The following is a 16,465-nucleotide window of genomic DNA, read 5'->3' as shown; positions in this document are numbered from 1 at the left end:
ATTGAGGGCCTAGTGCGCCTCATCCCAGTTCGAGGCCGCCCGCGCGTCCACCACGAGCGGCACCGACAGCGCCACGGCCGGCTCCGCCGCTCCCTCCATCACCCGCCTGATCTCCACGATCGCGGCATCCGCCTGTTCCGCCGGACACTCGAACACCAGTTCGTCGTGCACCTGCAGCAGCATCTTCACCTCTGACAAGCCGGCGGCAGTCAGGGCTGCGGGCATGCGCACCATGGCCCGGCGGATGATGTCGGCCGCCGCGCCCTGGATGGGGGCGTTGATGGCGGCGCGTTCGCCGAACTGGCGCTCGGCGCCGCTCTTGGAGTGAATGGCCGGGATGTGGATGCGGCGGCCGAAGACGGTGCTGACCGTGCCCGTCTCGCGCACCTGGGCCTTCGTCGCATCCATGTATGCGCGGATGCCGGGGAAGCGCTCGAAATAGGTCTTGATGTAGGCGCCGGCCTCGCCCTGGTCGATGCCCAGCTGGGCGGCCAGGCCGAAGGCGGAGATGCCGTAGACGATGCCGAAATTGATCGCCTTGGCGCGGCGGCGGGTCTCGGGGTCCATCTGGTCCAGCGGGACGTTGAACATCTCGCTGGCGGTGGCGGCGTGGATGTCCTGCCCGGCCTTGAAGGCGCGTTTCAGCTCCGGGATGTCGCCGATGTGGGCCAGCAGGCGCAGCTCGATCTGGCTGTAGTCGGCGCTGATCAGGACATTGCCCGGGCCGGCGATGAAGGCCTGGCGGATCTGGCGGCCGGTGGCCGTGCGGATCGGGATGTTCTGCAGGTTGGGATCGCTGGAGGCCAGGCGGCCGGTGGTGGCGGCGGCCAGCTGATAGCTGGTGTGGACCCGGTCGGTGGTCGGGTCGGCGGCCTCGATCAGGGCGTCGGTATAGGTGCCCTTCAGCTTGGCCAGCTGGCGCCAGTCCAGCAGGACGCGCGGCAGGTCGTGGGTGAGGGCCAGTTCCTCCAGCACGCTGGCGTCGGTGCCCCACTGGCCGCTGGCGGTCTTCTTGCCGCCGGGCAGGTTCATCTCGCCGAACAGGATGTCGCCGATCTGTTTGGGACTGCCGATGTTGAACGGGCGGCCGGCCAGGTCGTGGGCCTTCTGCTCCAGCTCGGCCATCTTCAGCCCGAACTCGCTGGAGAGCGCGCGCAGGCGGGCGGGATCGACGCGGACGCCCTCGCGCTCCATGGCCGCCAGGGTCGCGGGCATGCCGCGCTCCAAGGTCTCATAGACGGTGACCAGGCCCTGTTCCGCCAGTTGCGGCTTCAGGATGCGCCACAGGCGCAGGGTCACGTCGGCGTCCTCGGCCGCGTACTGCGTCGCGGGTTTCAGCTCGACGTGTTTGAACGACTTCTGGCTCTTGCCCGTGCCGCACACCTGCTTGAACGGGATAGGCTCGTGGCCCAGGTGCAGGCGGGACAGTTCGTCCATCCCGTGCCCGTGCAGCCCGCCCTCGAGGACGTAGCTGATCAGCATGGTGTCGTCGTAGGGGGCGACGGTGATCCCGCGCCCGGCCATGACGGCGATGTCGTATTTGATGTTCTGCCCGACCTTCAGCACCGCCGGGTTTTCCAGCAGGGCCTTCAGCCGGGTCAGGGCCGTCGGCTTGTCGATCTGGGTCAGGGGCTCGCGCGTGTCGGTCGTGTCGCCGAAGTCCAGGCCGCCGCCGCCCGCCAGGGGCTCCAGCGCATGGGTCAGGGGGATGTAGCAGGCGTCGTTCGGCCCGATGGCCAGCGAGACCCCGCACAGGCCTGCGTGGGTGGCGCTCAGGGCGTCGGTCTCGGTGTCGAAACCGACCACGCCGGCTTCTTCCGCGCGGGCGATGAAGACGTCCAGCGCCTCGATCGTCTGTACACAGACATAGGCGTCGTGGTCGAAGGTCTGGACCGTGACGTCGGTCGCGACGGCCTGCGGGGCGTAGCGGGGGCTGATGACCGGGGCGGTCAACGGCTTCGGCCGCGCCGCGAAGGCCGAGCCGTCCTTGGCCGGGGCCTTGCCGTCTCCGACGCGGGTGCGCAGCGAGCGGAACTCCATCAGCTCCAGGAAGGCGCCGAGGGTCTCCGGATCGGGATCGCGCACGGCGAAATCCTCGATCGGCTCGGGCGCCGGCGCCGCGTCGTCCAGCTTCACCAGCTCGCGGGAGAGCCGGATCTGGTCGGCGAAATTGATCAGGGTCTCACGCCGCTTCGGCTGTTTGATCTCGCCGGCGCGCGCCAGCAGCGTGTCCAGATCGCCGTACTCGTCCAGCAGTTGGGCCGCCGTCTTCGGCCCGATCCCCGGCGCGCCCGGCACGTTGTCGACGCTGTCCCCGATCAGCGCCTGCAGATCGATCATCTTCTCCGGACCGACGCCGAATTTCTCGAACACGGCCTCTTCCGCCAGCCGTCGATCCTTCATCGGGTCCCACATCACCACCGACGGGCCGATCAGCTGCATCAGATCCTTGTCGGAGGACACGATCACGGCCTCGCCGCCCGCTTCCCGAACCCGTCGGGCATAGGTGGCGATCAAGTCGTCGGCTTCGTAGCCGGGCAGTTCGACGCAGTGCACGCCGAACGCCTGCGTCGCCTCGCGCACCAGCGGGAACTGGGGCACCAGATCCTCCGGCGGCGGCGGGCGATGGGCCTTGTACTGGTCGTAGAGTTTGTTTCGGAACGTCTTCTCGGAGTGGTCGAAGATGGCCACCAGATGGGTCGGGCCGTCCTCGCCCTTCATGTCGCGCAGCAGCTTCCACAGCATGTTGGAATAGCCCTGCACAGCGCCCACCGGCAGGCCGTCCGACTTGCGGGTCAGGGGCGGCAGGGCGTGGTAGGCGCGGAAGATGTAGGCCGAGGCGTCGATCATCCACAGGCGGATGGGACCGCCTTCCGCGGGCGTGTCGTGGGCGGTCGTCTCGGGCGTCGCGTCGGTCATGGCGCGAACATAGGGGCGCCCGCGTCCGGCGTCACCGGGGCGTTGTCAGGAGATCCAGGTGTTCTCGCACTGTCCGGCCAGGGTCCAGCCGGCGAAGCCCGACACGACGCGGCAGCGCACGCCCATGCCGGCCAGGGGCCCGTGCAGGATGCCCGCCTCGATGGTCGCGCCGCGCCCGTCATAGACCGGCTTCTGGAACTGCACCCACTGCACCCGGTCGCCGGGCTGGTGCTGACGGTTCGGGTCATGGGTGGTCGGGAAGCTGACGCCGTAGCGGCTCCAGTCGCAGCGTGGCTTCCAGCTGGCGTCTTCGCTGAACAGCCACAGGGGCGGAGGGACGTTCTCCGGGCCGAACCGGTAGTGCCCCTTGGCCACCGCCGCGATCACCGCGCAATCGTTCTGGTTGGTCGCCTGCCCGCCGGGCTGGCCCGGCGTGCTGGCGCAGGCGGTCAGGGCGAGGGCGCTAGTGCACAAAACGGCGGTGGCGCGCATGTCGGCTCCTACTTGGATCGCAGGCCGGTGATCGTCCTGGTGGGCGCGATGTCCTCGGCCGAGGTGATCAGGTGAACGACGGCGGGCCGTCCGGCGTTCCGGGCGGCGGCGAAGGCGGCCGGGAACTCCTCGGTGCGCTCGCAGCGCACGCCGAAGGCGCCGAAGGCCTCGGCGTATTTCACGAAGTCGGGGTTCTTCAGGTCGGTGGCCATGACCCGCTCGGCGCCCGGATAGTGTGTCTCCTGGTGCATGCGGATGGTGCCGTAGACGCCGTTGTCGACGATCACCACCACCACGTTGATGCCGTACTGGACCGCCGTGGCGATCTCCTGGCCGGTCATCAGATAGTCGCCGTCGCCCGCGATGCAGATGACGTCCGTGTCCGGACGAAGGCTCTTGGCCGCCAGCGCCGCCGGATAGCCGTAGCCCATTGCGCCCGAGGTCGGGGCCAACTGGGTGCGGCGGGCATTGTGGCGGTGGAAGCGGTGAAGCCAGGCGGCGAAGTTCCCGGCGCCATTGGTCAGGATGGCGTCCGCGGGCAGGACCTCGGTGATGTGGCGGATGACCTCGCTCATGTTTACAGCGCCGGTCACGCTGACCGGGGCGATGAAGGCCTGATAGTCGGCATGGGCCTCGACGGCCTGATCGCGCCAGTCACGGCCGGGCTCGATCGTCGCGATCGCCAGCGCGGCGAGGGAGTTGTCGGCCACACCGCCCAGCAGGACCGGCCAGACGCGGCCGATCTCTTCCGCGCCCGGGTGGCTGTGCACCAGCGTCTGCGCCGTGCCCTCGCGGGTCAGCAGGGTGTAGCCCAGCGTCGGGTTCTCCCCCAGTCGCGCGCCGACCGCGATGATCAGGTCGGCGGCCTTCACCCGGGCGATCAGCTTCGGATTGGGGCCGAGGCCGAGGTCACCGGCATAGTTGGGTCGGTCGTTGGCGATCAGGTCCTTGCGGCGGAAGGACAGGGCGACCGGCAGGCCCAGTCGCTCGGCCCAGTCGCCGAGGACGCTGGTCGCCTCGTCGCTCCAGCCGGAGCCGCCCAGCACCAGGAGCGGGCGTTCGGCCTTCGACAGCTTGTCCTGAAGCGTGGCGATGAAGGCGGGATCGGGCGCGGCTTTCGCCGGAACCACCGGGCGCGCCGGGGCGGGGCCGCCGTCCTCGTGCAGGATGTCCTCGGGCAGGGCGATGACGACCGGGCCCATCCGGCCCTGCAGGGCGGTGGAGAAGGCGCGCCCGACCACCTCGACGGTGCGCTCGGGGCTCTCCAGCTCGGTCGCCCACTTGGCCAGTCCGCCGAACACTTCGCGGTAGTCCACCTCCTGGAAGGCGCCGCGACCGCGGTCGGTCAGGGCGATCTGGCCGACGAACAGGATCATCGGGGTCGAGTCCTGATGCGCCGTGTGCACCCCGATGGAGGCGTGGGTGGCGCCCGGCCCGCGGGTGACCATGCAAACGCCCGGCTTGCCCGTCAGCTTGCCGTAGGCCTCGGCCATGTTGGCGGCGCCCGCCTCATGACGGCAGGCGATGACCTGAATCCGGTCGCGCACATCGGCCAGTGCGTCCAGCACGGCCAGATAGCTTTCGCCCGGGACGCAGAAGACGCGGTCGACCCCGTTCATCACGAGCGTATCGACAAGGCGGCGGGCGGCGGTGTTCGCGGGCTGGGTCATCCGGTCGATCTAGCAGATCGTCCCCGAACTTGGCCATGCAACCGCACGGCCACGCTTGCGTTTACGGCACAGGTTCAACGCCAGAACGGGGATCACCCAATGAAGAAGATTATCGCCCTGACCATCGTCGCCGCCGCCCTCGCCGTGTCGGCCTGCAACACCATCTCGGGCGTCGGCCGTGACGTCTCTGCCGCCGGCGACGCCGTGACCGGCGGCGCCGAGAGCGCCCGCCGCTAAGGCTAACGCTCCCGAGGACGTGAGAGGCCCGCCGGTCGCCCGGCGGGCCTTTTCGTTGCCCGCGCGTCGCATCCGTGAGCTAGCTTGTCCCTGTCGCGCTGAGGCGGCCGCACGGAGGCAGGACCATGGGACTTCTGGACGATGTGATGGGCGGACTGGGCAAGGACGCCGGGGGCGGCATCGCCGACCTGCTGAAAGGCCAGGGCGGCGTCGCCGGGCTGGCCGAGAAATTCGGGCAGAACGGCCTGGGCGACGTGGTCGGTTCGTGGATCGGCTCGGGCTCGAACGCCGGGATTTCTCCCGAACAGATCAGTCAGGTTCTGGGCTCGGGCCCGGTCGCGGACTTCGCCCGCAAGCTGGGCGTCTCGCCGGAACAGGCCAGTGAGACCCTCGCCGGTCTCCTGCCTGAGGCCGTGGATCGTCTGACGCCCGGCGGATCGGCCGACGGCGCCGACGGTCTTCTGGATCAGTTGCCGGGCGGGCTCGGCGACATGATCGGCGGCTTCCTGAAACGCTAGTAGACGACCCCGGTCAGATAGAGGCCGTCGGATGGGGCGACGGGGCCGCAAGCGCTGCGGTCCCGTGCTTCCAGCGCCTTCGCCACATCCTCGATTGCCCAGCGTCCCAGGCCCACCTCGACCAGGGTGCCGGTCATCGAGCGGACCTGCCGGTGCAGGAAGCTGCGCGCCTCGAACACCAGATGAACCTCATCACCGACGCGGGTGACGCGAGCGACATCCAGCGTCTTTTCGGGTGAGGCTGACTGGCAGTTCACATCGCGGAAGGTGGTGAAGTCGTGCAGGCCGACGAGCGCCTGCGCCGCCGCATGCATGGCGTCCGCATCCAGCGGCTTCTTCACATGCCAGACCCGGCCCAGATCCAGCGCCGGGCGGCCCGGACGGTTCAGGATGCGGTACAGGTATTTGCGCCCGGTGGCCGAGAAGCGGGCGTGCCATTCGTCATCGACCGCCACACAGTCCAGCACCGACACCCGCTCGGTGATCAGGTGGGCGTTCATGGCGTTCATGACCGTGTGCTCGGGCCAGTCCTTCTCCAGATCGAAGCTGACCACCTGACCGGTCGCATGCACGCCCGTGTCGGTGCGTCCGGCGGCGGCCAGTCGGATGCTCTGGCCCGAGAAGGCCTTGATCGCCGCCTCCAGCGCGCCCTGAACCGTCGGCTGCCCGGCCTGAACCTGGAAACCGTTGTAGCCCGAGCCGTCGTACTCGACGGTCAGCCGGTAGCGGGCCATCAGGCCAGAACCGTTCCGGCGAGCACCGGGAAGCCGCGGAGCATCTCATCCGCCGCCTGCTGGGCCTTGCCCTCGCGCTGGACGCGGATCAGGCGCACCGCGCCCTCGCCGCAGGCGATGTTCAGGCCGTCGCCGTCCAGCACGGTGCCGGGCGCGGCCGATCCCCCAGCGAGACCCGACAGCAGGGCCTTGATCCGCACCGGGCCGTCCGGGCCGGGGGCCTCGAACCAGGCGCCGGGGAAGGGGGACAGGCCGCGAATGTGGGCGTCCACCTCGGCGGCGGGGCGTGACCAGTCGATGCGGGCCTCGGCGGGGGTGATCTTGCGGGCGTAGGTCGGTTCCCCGACCTGTGGCGTGCCCTCGGCGCCGCCCCGGTCGATCGCCGCCAGGGCCCGCGGCCACAGGCTGGCGCCGGTGTGCGACATCCGCTCCGACAGGGTGGCGGCGGTGTCGTCGGCGCGAATGTCCATGATTTCGGACAGCAGGATGTCGCCCTCGTCCAGACCCTCGGACATGCGCATGATCTGCACGCCGGTCTGCCTGTCCCCCGCCATGATGGCGCGTTGGATCGGGGCGGCGCCGCGCCAGCGGGGCAGCAGGGAGCCATGCAGGTTGAAACAGCCCAGACGCGGCGCCTCCAGCACCTCGGTCTTCAGGATCTGGCCGTAGGCGACCACGCAGGCGGCGTCGAGTTCAAGGCTGACGAAGTCGGCGATGGCCTCGGGCGACTTCATGCTGTCCGGGGTGAAGACCGGCAGCCCCATGGTCTCGGCGAAGGCGTGGACCGGCGAGGGCGTCAGCTTCTGGCCGCGCCCGCGCGGCTTCGGCGGCTGGGAGTAGACGGCCACGACCTCATGACCGCTGGCGATCAGTTCGGCCAGCGACGGCACGGCGAAGTCGGGGGTACCCATGAAGGCGAGGCGCATGCGCGGCGGTTTGCCCTATGCGGCCGTCAGCGACAAGGCGTAGGGGCTAGGTGCATCTTGACAGCTCTGATGTCGGCCGTCGTTGCTGAAGACTCCGGGACAGAATAGGGCGAGGCATCCTCGTGCGCACGATTGCTATTCTAGGGATCGCCATCGCGTCCGTCGGGGCTCTTTGCGGTTGCGCGCAACCTCCTTCGAATGAATGCGCGGCGATCACGCATGAAGAGGCGGTCAGCATTGCCGACGTCGCCAAACAACATATGCTGTCCCGATCACGCCCCTCCGTTCAGCAGAACTTTGCAACGAGCTCGGCTTGGGTCGATGCGCTGAATGACGGTCGGGGTTTCGGCGCCCAGGTTGCATATCGTGGCCAGGACGGAACGACGCTGATCGCGCTGATCCACGAAGATTGTTACGTCGGTTGGACGGAACGTGAGCCGGATTATCTCGGGTCCGATATCCGCTAGCCGCCTCAACAGACGCCCGAGAAGTCCGCTTTCGGCGGGTCGGGGATGAGGCTGCTCGCGCGTCAGTCCCAGCGCGTGAAGACGCCGCCGCCTTCATCCCACTCGCCGCCGGCGTCCAGGGCGTCGTCGAAGTCGAGCAGACGGTCCAGCAGCAGGCCGGCGACCACGCCGATGGCGGCGACGCCGACGATGGTCGCGACCGAGGCCACGCCCACCTTCTCGTTGCGGGTCAGGCGGCGACGGCCGCGGGTGTCGATGATGCGGTCGCGGTTGCGCTTCAGACGAGCCATCAGGCGGCCATCCTCGCGGCCTTCTTCACCTTGGCCACGGCGCGTTCCCGCTTCAGGCGCGACAGGTGGTCGATGAAGAGGACGCCCTGCAGGTGATCCATCTCGTGCTGGATGCAGACGGCGAACAGGCCCTCGGCCTCTTCCTCGACCGTCTGACCGGCGTAGTTCATGTATTTCAGGCGGACGCGGGCGGGGCGTTCGACGGCGTCGAAATACTCCGGCACCGACAGGCAGCCCTCCTCGTAGGTGAACAGCTCTTCCGAGGCCCAGACGATCTCGGGATTGACGAAGTAGCGGGGGTTGCGGCGCTCGGCCTCCCACTGTTCGCGCTCTTCCTTGCTCATCTTCGACGGATCGACGTCGTCGACCTCGCCGCCCTTGTCGCCCAGGTCCATGACGATCACCCGGCGGGTGTCGCCGATCTGCACGGCGGCGAGGCCGATGCCCGGCGCGTCGTACATGGTGTCCAGCATGTCATCCATCAGAGCGCGCAGCTCATCGGTGACCGGTCCCTCGACCGGGGTGGAGATCTGCTTCAGCACCGCCAGGTCGGCGGCGTTGTCGATGGTGAGGATGCGACGGACGGCCATGCCCGCGAGGTAGGCGCACAGGGCCGAAACGTCAAGATTTCCCAGTGTCCTGAGGGGTTATCGGCGCGGCCTCGGCGCGCTGGACGCCGGCCTTTCCGGGCCCGCGCAGCAGGGCGGTCATGCCCAGGCCGATAGGGATCAGGGCGATCAGGGCCAGCAGGCCGAGGAAGGCCCACAGGACGCCGAAACCGACGGCCATCAGGCCGATCAGCATGCCGTTGGTCCGGTTCTTCAGCAGGACCCTGAAGCGATCCGGCTCCTCGGCGCGAAGGACCCTGCGGCGATTGTGCCCGCGGGTGTACAGCACGCCCGTGCTCTGCGCCTCAAGGTACGGAAACAGATCCTTCAGGATCAGATAGATACCGGCCAGGCTGGCCCCGATAGCGACATACATGGACTGAACTCCCCCGGTCGCGACCTTCGCGTCAGGCGGCCGGGTTGTCCAGCGTCGGGAGCGGACGGGGTTTCCGGTCCCTGTCGATGGCGACATAGGTGAACACGCCTTCGGTCACGCGAACCGACTCCGCGCCGACCAGGTTGCGTGGGCGCTTCCAGGCCTCGACGTGGACCCGGATCGAGGTGCGGCCGGTCTTGATGACGGTGGCGTAGATCGAGACCTCGTCACCGACCGAGACCGGCTGGTGGAAGACCATGCCGTCCAGCGCGACCGTGGCGCAGCGGCCCTGGGCCACCTCGAAGGCCGGAGTGGCGCCGGCGAGGTCCATCTGGGCCAGCAGCCAGCCGCCGAAGATGTCGCCCTCGGGGTTGGTGTCGGCGGGCATGGCGATCACGCGGCCGACGGGCTGTCCGGTCGGCGGGGTGGGGGCGGTGTCCTGGCTCATGGGCGGGCTTTCTCGGGCGGGGAGGCCCGTGGGGAAGGAGGCGGTCCATATCGGCCGCCGCCGTCCGGATCACAAGATCGGCCGTCCCGATCAGCCGCCGGGTGTCGCCGACAGCCCCATGCGGACCAGCGCCGACAGGCTGTCGGCCTGCATCTTGTCCATGACCTTGGAGCGGAAGATCTCGACCGTGCGCGGGCTGATCTCCAGCAACTGGGCGATTTCCTTGTTCGAGCGGCCCTCGATCAGGGCGTCGAAGACCTGGCGCTCGCGCGGGGTCAGGGTGGCCAGCTTGCGATCAACCTCCAGCCGCATCTCGTGACGGGCGGACAGGTCGTCGAGCCGGTCGAGCGCCCCCTTGACCGTCTCGAGCATCCGGCTGGGATCAAACGGCTTCTCGATGAAGTCGATGACGCCCGCCTTCATCAGCTGCACGGCCATCGGCACATCGGCGTGGCCGGTGAAGACGATGACCGGCCAGGCGCGGTCGTTCAGCCGGGTCAGGCGTCGCACGACCTCGCCGCCGTCCATGCCCGGCATGCGGACATCGGTGATCACGCAGGCGGAGCGGTCTTCCGGCAGGTTGGCGAAGAAGTCGGCGCCGCTGGCGAAGCCGCGCGCCCGGACGCCCTCGCTGCGCAGCAGGTGGAGCAGGGAATCGCGGACCGCCGCGTCGTCGTCGATAACGAAGACCGAATGCCGGATCGCGCTCATGCCTCATCCCCTCGCGGCAGATCGACGGTGAAGGCGGCGCCGCCCAGGGCCTCGCTGCGGCCGACGGTCAGGGTTCCGTTGTGGCTTTCGACAATGGTGCGCGTGACGGACAGTCCCAGCCCCATGCCGGACGACTTGGTGGTGGTCATCGGGCGGAAGATGTTCTCGATCGCGCCGCCCGGAATGCCGGGGCCGTTGTCTTCTACCGTCACCCGATATCCCTCCTGCCCAAGGGGCCGGCCCCGGATCACCACCACGGGTTTCGCCTGATCGGCAACCGCCTCGGCGGCGTTGCGGACCAGGTTGATCAGGGCTTGTTGAAACTGGATACGCTCAGCCCGCACCACATCATCGCTGCTCGCGATATCTGTGCGGATTTCGACGCCCCTATCACGACCAATAAGGGCGAAAGCGGGGCCCAGATCCTCGATCATCGAGGAAACGGTCTCGCTTCCCATGCTGCGGGTGCCGGTGGTCAGCATATCCCGCATGCGGCGGATGATCGTCCCGGCCCGGAGGATCTGTCCCTTGGCCAGTTCGAGGGTGCGGCCGGCGCTCTGGCCGATCAGCCCGACGCGTTCGATGTCGCGCTGGCTGGCCTGCATGTAGGTGGTCGCGGCGCTCAGCGGCTGGTTCAGCTCGTGGGCGAGGGTCGCGGCCATTTCACCGAGGGAGTTCAGCCGCCAGACGTGGTGTAGCTGGATGTCCAGATCGCGGGCCCGTTCGGTGGCGAGTTCCGCCTCGGTCAGGTCGGTCACGCAGACGGCGGCGTAATCCTCCTCCGAGGCTTCCGGCATGACGCCCATCTGTAGGCTCAGGATCAGCGGGCGACCGTCAGGCCGTCGTCCGATCCAGTGGCCGGTGGGGGCTTCCAGCGGCCCGTTCGAGGCCTTGCCGTCCAGTCGGCGCAGATCGAAGCCGTGCACAAGATCGCCGAACGCCCGTCCGGCGGTCGAGGCGCTGTCGACGCCGAACAGGCTGGCGGCGGCCGGCGTCAGGCGACGGATGCGGCCCTCCCGGTCCAGGATCACCACCGGCACCGTCGCCAGCACGGTGTCCAGCACGGCGTTGCGGCCGGCCAGGGTCCGGGTCAGCTCCATCGACCGACGATGCATGCGGCGCTGGGCCCAGCAGATCTCGGCCACCAGCCAGCCGACCGCGATGAAGAGCCCGGCGTTGACGGCGGTGTCGGTCACGCTCTCGCGCGGCACCAGCAGAACATTGCCGATGACGGACAGGGTGATCGCCAGGGCGGTCGGAGCCCGCCGCGCCAGCATGGCGGTGATCACCACCGCCGGGACCATGGGCAGGTAGTAGAACTGGCCGATCGTCTCCAAGGCGGCGCGGAGGGCGAAGCAGGCCAGGACGGACAGGATCGCAAGCAGATAGGCGCGCCATCCGCGATAGGTGCGAATGGTGGCCATGGAGAACAGAATCTCCGCCGCCGAGCGTGTTCCGCTCACTTTTCCCAGATCGATCCCGGTTATCGGATCGACCCCTCCCTGAATCGGGACCCTTTTCCCAACCGGATCAGGCATACCAATTATCCGCCTAGGGGAAAATACGTATATGTCGGGGCGCGATGAAAAAGCTTGGCCCTTGTCGGGGCAGGCTGTCCGTCGGTCTCGGCCGTCGGAGATTCAGCGCGCAACAGAAGCTTCACATTTGCCGGTTCCCGGCGGCCCCCGCAAGCCGCTGAAAGCCCCCGTTTCAGGCCTCGCGGTTCTGCGAACCACGTAATTTCACCTATGCTTACGAGTTTGTACGTACGGTAAGGTTTACGAAGAATATTAGCGTTACCCCGAGGATGCCTGAAACACTCAGGGGTAAGAATGTCCTCCTTCACTATCAAAGCAGTCCGCCGGACCGGCGTCCTCTTCAGCACCATCTTCGCCGCTGCGGCCCTCATTGCGGGTCCTGCGGCTGCGGATCCGGAAATCGATTTCCAGGTCGGCGTCGCCAGCGAGTACATGGGCAAGGGCGCGGCCAAGAGTAACGGCGAGGTCGCCTGGTCGGGCCAGGTCGAGGTCACCGAAGGTGACTTCCACGCCAGCGTCTTCGCCTCGACCGCCGAACTTTCGCAGGGTTCGGACGCGGAAATCATCACCACCGTCGGCTGGGCTCCCGAAGCCCTCGGCTTCGAATGGGACTTCGCGGTTCTTAACCGTGACCTGCCCGGCACCGCCGCCGGCGTCGATTCCAACTACTGGGAATATCAGGCTGACGTCTCGCGCAGCGTCGGCCCGGTCAGCGGCCGGGTCCGTGTGAACTACACCCCCGACGGCTTCGCCTCGACCGAGGAAGCCTGGTGGGTCGAGGCGCAGGCCGCCTACAAGATTTCGTCCAAGACCAAGGCCTCGGCCGCGCTCGGCACCCGCCGGGCCCACGGCGGCGCCGACTACACCGCCTGGAACGTGGGCGTGAAGCACAAGCTGACCGAAGCCATCTCGGTGGATGTCCGCTGGTACGACACTGACCAACACGATCTGGGCGATAGCTACGACGGCCGTCTGGTCGGCGCGCTCACCTTCGCCTTCTGATTTCAGTTTTGAACGTCCGGGGTCTCAACGTGAATTTTCTGAACAACTTGCCAGTCGGCCGGAAACTGTTCCTGGCCTTCGCCTGCGTGCTGACGGCCATCGCCGTCATGGGCGCCGTCGTCTTCATGCAGATGGTCGCGCTCGACAAGGCGGGGGCTGAACGTTCGGCCGCCAACGCCATGGTCCGTTCGACGGCCTCGGCCGAGTTCTACCTGGCCCGCCAGGAGAACAGCTTCCGCGGCTTCCTGCTGACCGGCGACGACTACTACATCGAGCGCGCCACCGCGCACCGTGCGTCGTTCAAGCAGGCGCTTCAGGAACTCACCGAGAACGCCAACGAGCAACAACTGGCGGACATCGAGGGGCTGGAAAGCACCGCTGACGCCTGGTTCGATCACGTCGTGGTTCGCGGCGCCGAACTGGCCCGCGATCCGGAAACCCAGTCGCGCGCCATCGCCATGGTGGGCCGCAGCGGCTCGGCCGACCAGATCATGGAGCCGGTCGAAAGCGCCCTGGACGCCATCAAGCAGGACAACATGGCTGAACTGGAACGCGTTCGCGCCGCCCAGGACGTCGCGTCGAACACCGCCAAGTGGACCCTCGGCATCGGCATCGGCGCCGCGATCATCCTGTCGCTGCTGGCCGGCTTCGCCCTGACCCGCGGCATCGGCGGTCCGGTGATGAAGATGGTCGCCCACATGAAGCGCCTGATCAGCGGCGACACCTCGCTGCAGGTCCCGGAAGCCACCCGGAAGGACGAGTTCGGCGCCATGGGCCAGGCGATCATCGCCTTCCGCGACGCCGCCATCGAGAAGGTCCGCGTCGAGGCCGAGGCCGCCGACGCCCGCGAGAAGGCCGAGGAAGAACGCCGTCGCAACCTGACCGCCAGCGAAGCCGCGGCCGAGGAGCAGGCGCTCGTCGTCTCCGCCCTGGCTGAAGGTCTGGAGCGTCTCAGCGCCGGTGACCTGACCTACCGCCTGACCCAGACCTTCCCGACCCACTATGTGAAGCTGCAGTCGGACTTCAACGCGGCCATCGCCCAGCTGAAGGAGGCCATGTCGGTGGTCGTTTCGAACGTCTCGGCCATCCGCTCGGGTTCGGGCGAGATCAGCCACGCGGCCGACGACCTGTCGCGCCGCACCGAGCAGCAGGCCGCTTCGCTGGAAGAGACCGCCGCAGCCCTGGACGAGATCACCGCCACGGTGAACAAGACCGCCTCGGGCGCCCGCCAGGCCTCGGACGTGGTCCAGGGCGCGCGTGGCGACGCCGAAACCTCGGGCGTCGTCGTCCGTGACGCCGTCGCCGCCATGAGCGCCATCGAACAGTCGGCCACCCAGATCAGCCAGATCATCGGCGTGATCGACGAGATCGCCTTCCAGACCAACCTGCTGGCCCTGAACGCCGGCGTGGAAGCCGCCCGTGCGGGCGACGCCGGCCGCGGCTTCGCGGTGGTGGCCTCGGAAGTGCGGGCGCTGGCCCAGCGTTCGGCCGAAGCCGCCAAGGAGATCAAGACCCTGATCTCGGCTTCGGGCGCGCAGGTCGCCTCGGGCGTCAATCTGGTCGGCCAGACCGGCGAGGCGCTGCAGCGCATCGTCAGCCGCGTCGCCGAGATCGACAGCCTGGTCTCGGAAATCGCGGCCTCGGCCCAGGAGCAGGCGGTCGGCCTGCAACAGGTCAACACCGCCGTTAACCAGATGGATCAGGTCACGCAGCAGAATGCGGCCATGGTCGAGCAGTCCACCGCCGCCAGTCATTCGCTGAGCCAGGAAGCCGAAAGCCTGGCCGCCTCGGTCTCGCGCTTCCGTATCGGCGACGGCAGCGTCCAGGCCGCCCGCGCCCCGGCTCCGGCGGCCCACCGTCCCGCCGCCCACGCGCCCGTGCCGCAGATGCGCGCCACCGGCCGCGGCGGCGCCGCCCTGAAGTCGCAGGCCGTCGAGGACGGCTGGGAGGAGTTCTGATGAGCGCCGCCGTCGTCCTTCCTTCCGTGCTGGACATCCGCGCCGCGGGTCCGTTGCAGGCCGAGATTCTCGGCCTGCGCGGGCAGCCCCTGACGGTCGACGCCTCGGCGGTCGATCGTCTGGGCGGCCTGTGCCTGCAGGTCCTGCTGTCGGCCCGTTCGACCTGGGCCGCCGACGGCCAGCCGTTCGTCGTGACGACCGGCGACGACTCTTCCGCCTTCCCTGAACAATGGGCCGCGTTCGGCGCGGCCCCCCTCGACACCGCACCCGTGGGAGCCGCCGCGTGACCAAGACCGTTCTGACCGTCGATGATTCCCGCACCATGCGCGACATGCTGCTGATGGCGCTGGAGGATGCGGGCTACCGCGTCATCCAGGCCGTCGACGGCGTGGACGGGCTGGAAGTCCTGGCCGCCAACGGCGCGGATGTGGTGATCACCGACATCAACATGCCGCGCATGGACGGCTTCGGCGTGATCGAGGGCGTGCGCGCCGATCCGAACCATCGTCACACCCCCGTTCTGGTGCTGACCACCGAGAGCGACGCCGAGAAGAAGGCCCGCGCCCGGGCCGCCGGCGCGACCGGCTGGATCGTCAAACCCTTCGACCCGGCCAAGCTGGTGGACGCCGTCCGCCGCGTCGCCGCCTGAGGACAGAGGTTCACGTGGACGCCTTCGAAGCGATCAAGGCCACCTTCTTCCAGGAATGCGACGAACTGCTCGCGGACCTGGAGGCCAAGCTGCTGGTGCTGGAGTCGGGTCAGACCGATCTGGAGACCATCAACGCCGTCTTCCGGGCCGTTCACTCGGTCAAGGGCGGCGCGGGCGCCTTCGGTCTGGAGGCGCTGGTTCGCTTCGCCCACGTCTTCGAAACCCTGATGGATGAGCTGCGCGCGGGTCGCAAGGAGTGTGACGAGGTCACTGTCCGCACCCTGCTACGCGCCTCGGACGTGCTGGCCGACCACGTCGCCGCCGCCCAGGGCCGCATCCCCGAGGTCGACGAGGCCCGCTCGGCCGGTCTGGTCGCGGAGATGGAGGTCCTGACCCACGGCGAGGCCTCGGTCCCCGGCGCCGCCGTCGAGGAGGAGGAAGACGACTTCGGCTTCACCCCCCTGGCCGTCGGCCTGCCGCCGCTGGGCGGCGCGCCCTTGGCGGATCTGCCCCCGGTGGGCCTGCCTTCGCTGGACCTGCCGCCGCTGCCGACGCCGTCGGCCGACGCCGGCTGGCGGATCGTCTTCCGTCCGCACGGCGCCATGTACGCCCACGCCAACGAGACCGGCCTGCTGCTGCGTGAACTGGGCCGCCTGGGCCCGATCACCGTGTCGCTGGACGACAGCGCCGTTCCCGCCCTCGACGTTCTGGACGTTGAGGAGAACCACCTGATCTGGACCATCGAGCTGGCCGCGCCCGTCACCGAGGCGGCCGTGCGCGAGGTCTTCGACTTCGTCGAGACGGACTGCGATCTGAGCGTTACCCCGCTGGGCGGGGACAGCGCCCCGGCCGCGCCCGAACTGCCCGAGCTGCCCGCCCTGGCGCCCGCGGCCCCGGCGCCGGCCGCGGATCTCGACATCGC

At 68.7% G+C, this 16,465-nt stretch carries 19 protein-coding genes; 8 read left to right on the top strand and 11 right to left on the bottom strand.

Annotation, left to right across the window (positions count from 1 at the left end):
• Positions 1-9 precede the first annotated feature (9 nt).
• Genes polA through VGE03_RS06885 form a run of 3 tightly spaced genes read right to left on the bottom strand, consistent with a single transcriptional unit; the run spans position 10 to position 5,081 of the window.
• Complete coding sequence (gene polA / locus VGE03_RS06895; protein ID WP_331045736.1) at positions 10-2,919, bottom strand: DNA polymerase I; 2,910 nt, start codon at positions 2,917-2,919, stop codon at positions 10-12.
• Between the two features lie 45 nt (positions 2,920-2,964).
• Positions 2,965-3,411 (bottom strand): hypothetical protein, encoded by a 447-nt coding sequence (locus tag VGE03_RS06890; RefSeq protein WP_331045735.1) that lies wholly within the window; start codon positions 3,409-3,411, stop codon positions 2,965-2,967.
• Between the two features lie 8 nt (positions 3,412-3,419).
• Positions 3,420-5,081 (bottom strand): thiamine pyrophosphate-dependent enzyme, encoded by a 1,662-nt coding sequence (locus VGE03_RS06885; RefSeq protein ID WP_331045734.1) that lies wholly within the window; start codon positions 5,079-5,081, stop codon positions 3,420-3,422.
• 99 nt (positions 5,082-5,180) lie between these two features.
• On the opposite strand from VGE03_RS06885, the gene VGE03_RS06880 reads away from it, so the two are divergent.
• Entirely contained in the window at positions 5,181-5,318 is a 138-nt protein-coding gene (locus tag VGE03_RS06880) for an entericidin A/B family lipoprotein (RefSeq protein WP_331045733.1), read from the top strand.
• A 125-nt stretch (positions 5,319-5,443) separates the two neighbouring features.
• Positions 5,444-5,836, top strand: coding sequence for a YidB family protein (locus tag VGE03_RS06875; protein ID WP_414644903.1), 393 nt, complete (start codon positions 5,444-5,446; stop codon positions 5,834-5,836).
• Here the strand turns inward: VGE03_RS06875 and truA are convergent.
• Together truA and fmt are read right to left on the bottom strand one after the other, a co-directional pair.
• On the bottom strand, positions 5,833-6,570 hold the full coding sequence (gene truA, locus VGE03_RS06870; protein ID WP_331045732.1) for a tRNA pseudouridine(38-40) synthase TruA: 738 nt from the start codon (positions 6,568-6,570) through the stop codon (positions 5,833-5,835). The genes VGE03_RS06875 and truA overlap by 4 nt on opposite strands.
• On the bottom strand, positions 6,570-7,496 hold the full coding sequence (fmt, locus tag VGE03_RS06865; protein WP_331045731.1) for a methionyl-tRNA formyltransferase: 927 nt from the start codon (positions 7,494-7,496) through the stop codon (positions 6,570-6,572). The genes truA and fmt overlap by 1 nt, the downstream gene beginning before the upstream one ends.
• 122 nt (positions 7,497-7,618) lie before the next feature.
• Here fmt and VGE03_RS06860 point away from each other — a divergent pair, with 122 nt between their 5' ends.
• The gene (locus VGE03_RS06860) at positions 7,619-7,963 is read left to right on the top strand and encodes a hypothetical protein (RefSeq protein ID WP_331045730.1); all 345 of its coding nucleotides are present in this window, start codon (positions 7,619-7,621) and stop codon (positions 7,961-7,963) included.
• Between the two features lie 62 nt (positions 7,964-8,025).
• Here the strand turns inward: VGE03_RS06860 and VGE03_RS06855 are convergent, their stop codons facing one another.
• The 6 genes from VGE03_RS06855 to VGE03_RS06830 all read right to left on the bottom strand — a co-directional run bounded on the left by VGE03_RS06855 (position 8,026) and on the right by VGE03_RS06830 (position 11,820).
• The gene (locus VGE03_RS06855; RefSeq protein WP_331045729.1) at positions 8,026-8,253 is read right to left on the bottom strand and encodes a hypothetical protein; all 228 of its coding nucleotides are present in this window, start codon (positions 8,251-8,253) and stop codon (positions 8,026-8,028) included.
• Complete coding sequence (def, locus tag VGE03_RS06850) at positions 8,253-8,843, bottom strand: peptide deformylase (protein WP_331045728.1); 591 nt, start codon at positions 8,841-8,843, stop codon at positions 8,253-8,255. Before def ends, VGE03_RS06855 begins: the two co-directional genes overlap by 1 nt.
• A gap of 31 nt (positions 8,844-8,874) precedes the next feature.
• Positions 8,875-9,237, bottom strand: coding sequence for a hypothetical protein (locus VGE03_RS06845; RefSeq protein WP_331045727.1), 363 nt, complete (start codon positions 9,235-9,237; stop codon positions 8,875-8,877).
• Between the two features lie 31 nt (positions 9,238-9,268).
• Positions 9,269-9,685, bottom strand: coding sequence for an acyl-CoA thioesterase (locus tag VGE03_RS06840; RefSeq protein ID WP_331045726.1), 417 nt, complete (start codon positions 9,683-9,685; stop codon positions 9,269-9,271).
• Positions 9,686-9,775: 90 nt separating this feature from the next.
• Positions 9,776-10,396, bottom strand: coding sequence for a response regulator transcription factor (locus tag VGE03_RS06835; RefSeq protein ID WP_331045725.1), 621 nt, complete (start codon positions 10,394-10,396; stop codon positions 9,776-9,778).
• The gene (locus tag VGE03_RS06830; protein WP_331045724.1) at positions 10,393-11,820 is read right to left on the bottom strand and encodes an ATP-binding protein; all 1,428 of its coding nucleotides are present in this window, start codon (positions 11,818-11,820) and stop codon (positions 10,393-10,395) included. Before VGE03_RS06830 ends, VGE03_RS06835 begins: the two co-directional genes overlap by 4 nt.
• Before the next feature lie 408 nt (positions 11,821-12,228).
• On the opposite strand from VGE03_RS06830, the gene VGE03_RS06825 reads away from it, so the two are divergent.
• From VGE03_RS06825 to VGE03_RS06805, 5 genes are all read left to right on the top strand, one after another.
• Positions 12,229-12,936: a TorF family putative porin gene (locus tag VGE03_RS06825; RefSeq protein WP_331045723.1), complete on the top strand. Its 708-nt coding sequence runs from the start codon at positions 12,229-12,231 to the stop codon at positions 12,934-12,936.
• Positions 12,937-12,965: 29 nt separating this feature from the next.
• Complete coding sequence (locus tag VGE03_RS06820; RefSeq protein WP_331045722.1) at positions 12,966-14,894, top strand: methyl-accepting chemotaxis protein; 1,929 nt, start codon at positions 12,966-12,968, stop codon at positions 14,892-14,894.
• Entirely contained in the window at positions 14,894-15,181 is a 288-nt protein-coding gene (locus VGE03_RS06815) for an STAS domain-containing protein (RefSeq protein ID WP_331045721.1), read from the top strand. Before VGE03_RS06820 ends, VGE03_RS06815 begins: the two co-directional genes overlap by 1 nt.
• Complete coding sequence (locus VGE03_RS06810) at positions 15,178-15,543, top strand: response regulator (protein WP_331045720.1); 366 nt, start codon at positions 15,178-15,180, stop codon at positions 15,541-15,543. Before VGE03_RS06815 ends, VGE03_RS06810 begins: the two co-directional genes overlap by 4 nt.
• Positions 15,544-15,557: 14 nt before the next feature.
• A partial coding sequence (locus VGE03_RS06805) for an Hpt domain-containing protein (protein ID WP_331045719.1) occupies positions 15,558-16,465 on the top strand: 908 nt, incomplete at its 3' end.

Source organism: Brevundimonas sp., assembly GCF_036400995.1.
GTDB lineage: Bacteria > Pseudomonadota > Alphaproteobacteria > Caulobacterales > Caulobacteraceae > Brevundimonas.
This window is presented reverse-complemented; position numbering and strand designations above follow the sequence as displayed.

Bases quoted from the DNA above. Each gene is read 5' to 3' on its own strand.
- truA (WP_331045732.1), bottom strand. From the start codon at position 6,570: ATGGCCCGCTACCGGCTGACCGTCGAGTACGACGGCTCGGGCTACAAC.
- fmt (WP_331045731.1), bottom strand. From the start codon at position 7,496: ATGCGCCTCGCCTTCATGGGTACCCCCGACTTCGCCGTGCCGTCGCTG.
- VGE03_RS06875 (WP_414644903.1), top strand. From the start codon at position 5,444: ATGGGACTTCTGGACGATGTGATGGGCGGACTGGGCAAGGACGCCGGG.
- VGE03_RS06835 (WP_331045725.1), bottom strand. From the start codon at position 10,396: ATGAGCGCGATCCGGCATTCGGTCTTCGTTATCGACGACGACGCGGCG.
- VGE03_RS06825 (WP_331045723.1), top strand. From the start codon at position 12,229: ATGTCCTCCTTCACTATCAAAGCAGTCCGCCGGACCGGCGTCCTCTTC.
- VGE03_RS06855 (WP_331045729.1), bottom strand. From the start codon at position 8,253: ATGGCTCGTCTGAAGCGCAACCGCGACCGCATCATCGACACCCGCGGC.
- VGE03_RS06815 (WP_331045721.1), top strand. From the start codon at position 14,894: ATGAGCGCCGCCGTCGTCCTTCCTTCCGTGCTGGACATCCGCGCCGCG.
- VGE03_RS06845 (WP_331045727.1), bottom strand. From the start codon at position 9,237: ATGTATGTCGCTATCGGGGCCAGCCTGGCCGGTATCTATCTGATCCTG.
- VGE03_RS06830 (WP_331045724.1), bottom strand. From the start codon at position 11,820: ATGGCCACCATTCGCACCTATCGCGGATGGCGCGCCTATCTGCTTGCG.
- VGE03_RS06840 (WP_331045726.1), bottom strand. From the start codon at position 9,685: ATGAGCCAGGACACCGCCCCCACCCCGCCGACCGGACAGCCCGTCGGC.
- VGE03_RS06890 (WP_331045735.1), bottom strand. From the start codon at position 3,411: ATGCGCGCCACCGCCGTTTTGTGCACTAGCGCCCTCGCCCTGACCGCC.
- VGE03_RS06885 (WP_331045734.1), bottom strand. From the start codon at position 5,081: ATGACCCAGCCCGCGAACACCGCCGCCCGCCGCCTTGTCGATACGCTC.
- polA (WP_331045736.1), bottom strand. From the start codon at position 2,919: ATGACCGACGCGACGCCCGAGACGACCGCCCACGACACGCCCGCGGAA.
- VGE03_RS06880 (WP_331045733.1), top strand. From the start codon at position 5,181: ATGAAGAAGATTATCGCCCTGACCATCGTCGCCGCCGCCCTCGCCGTG.
- def (WP_331045728.1), bottom strand. From the start codon at position 8,843: ATGGCCGTCCGTCGCATCCTCACCATCGACAACGCCGCCGACCTGGCG.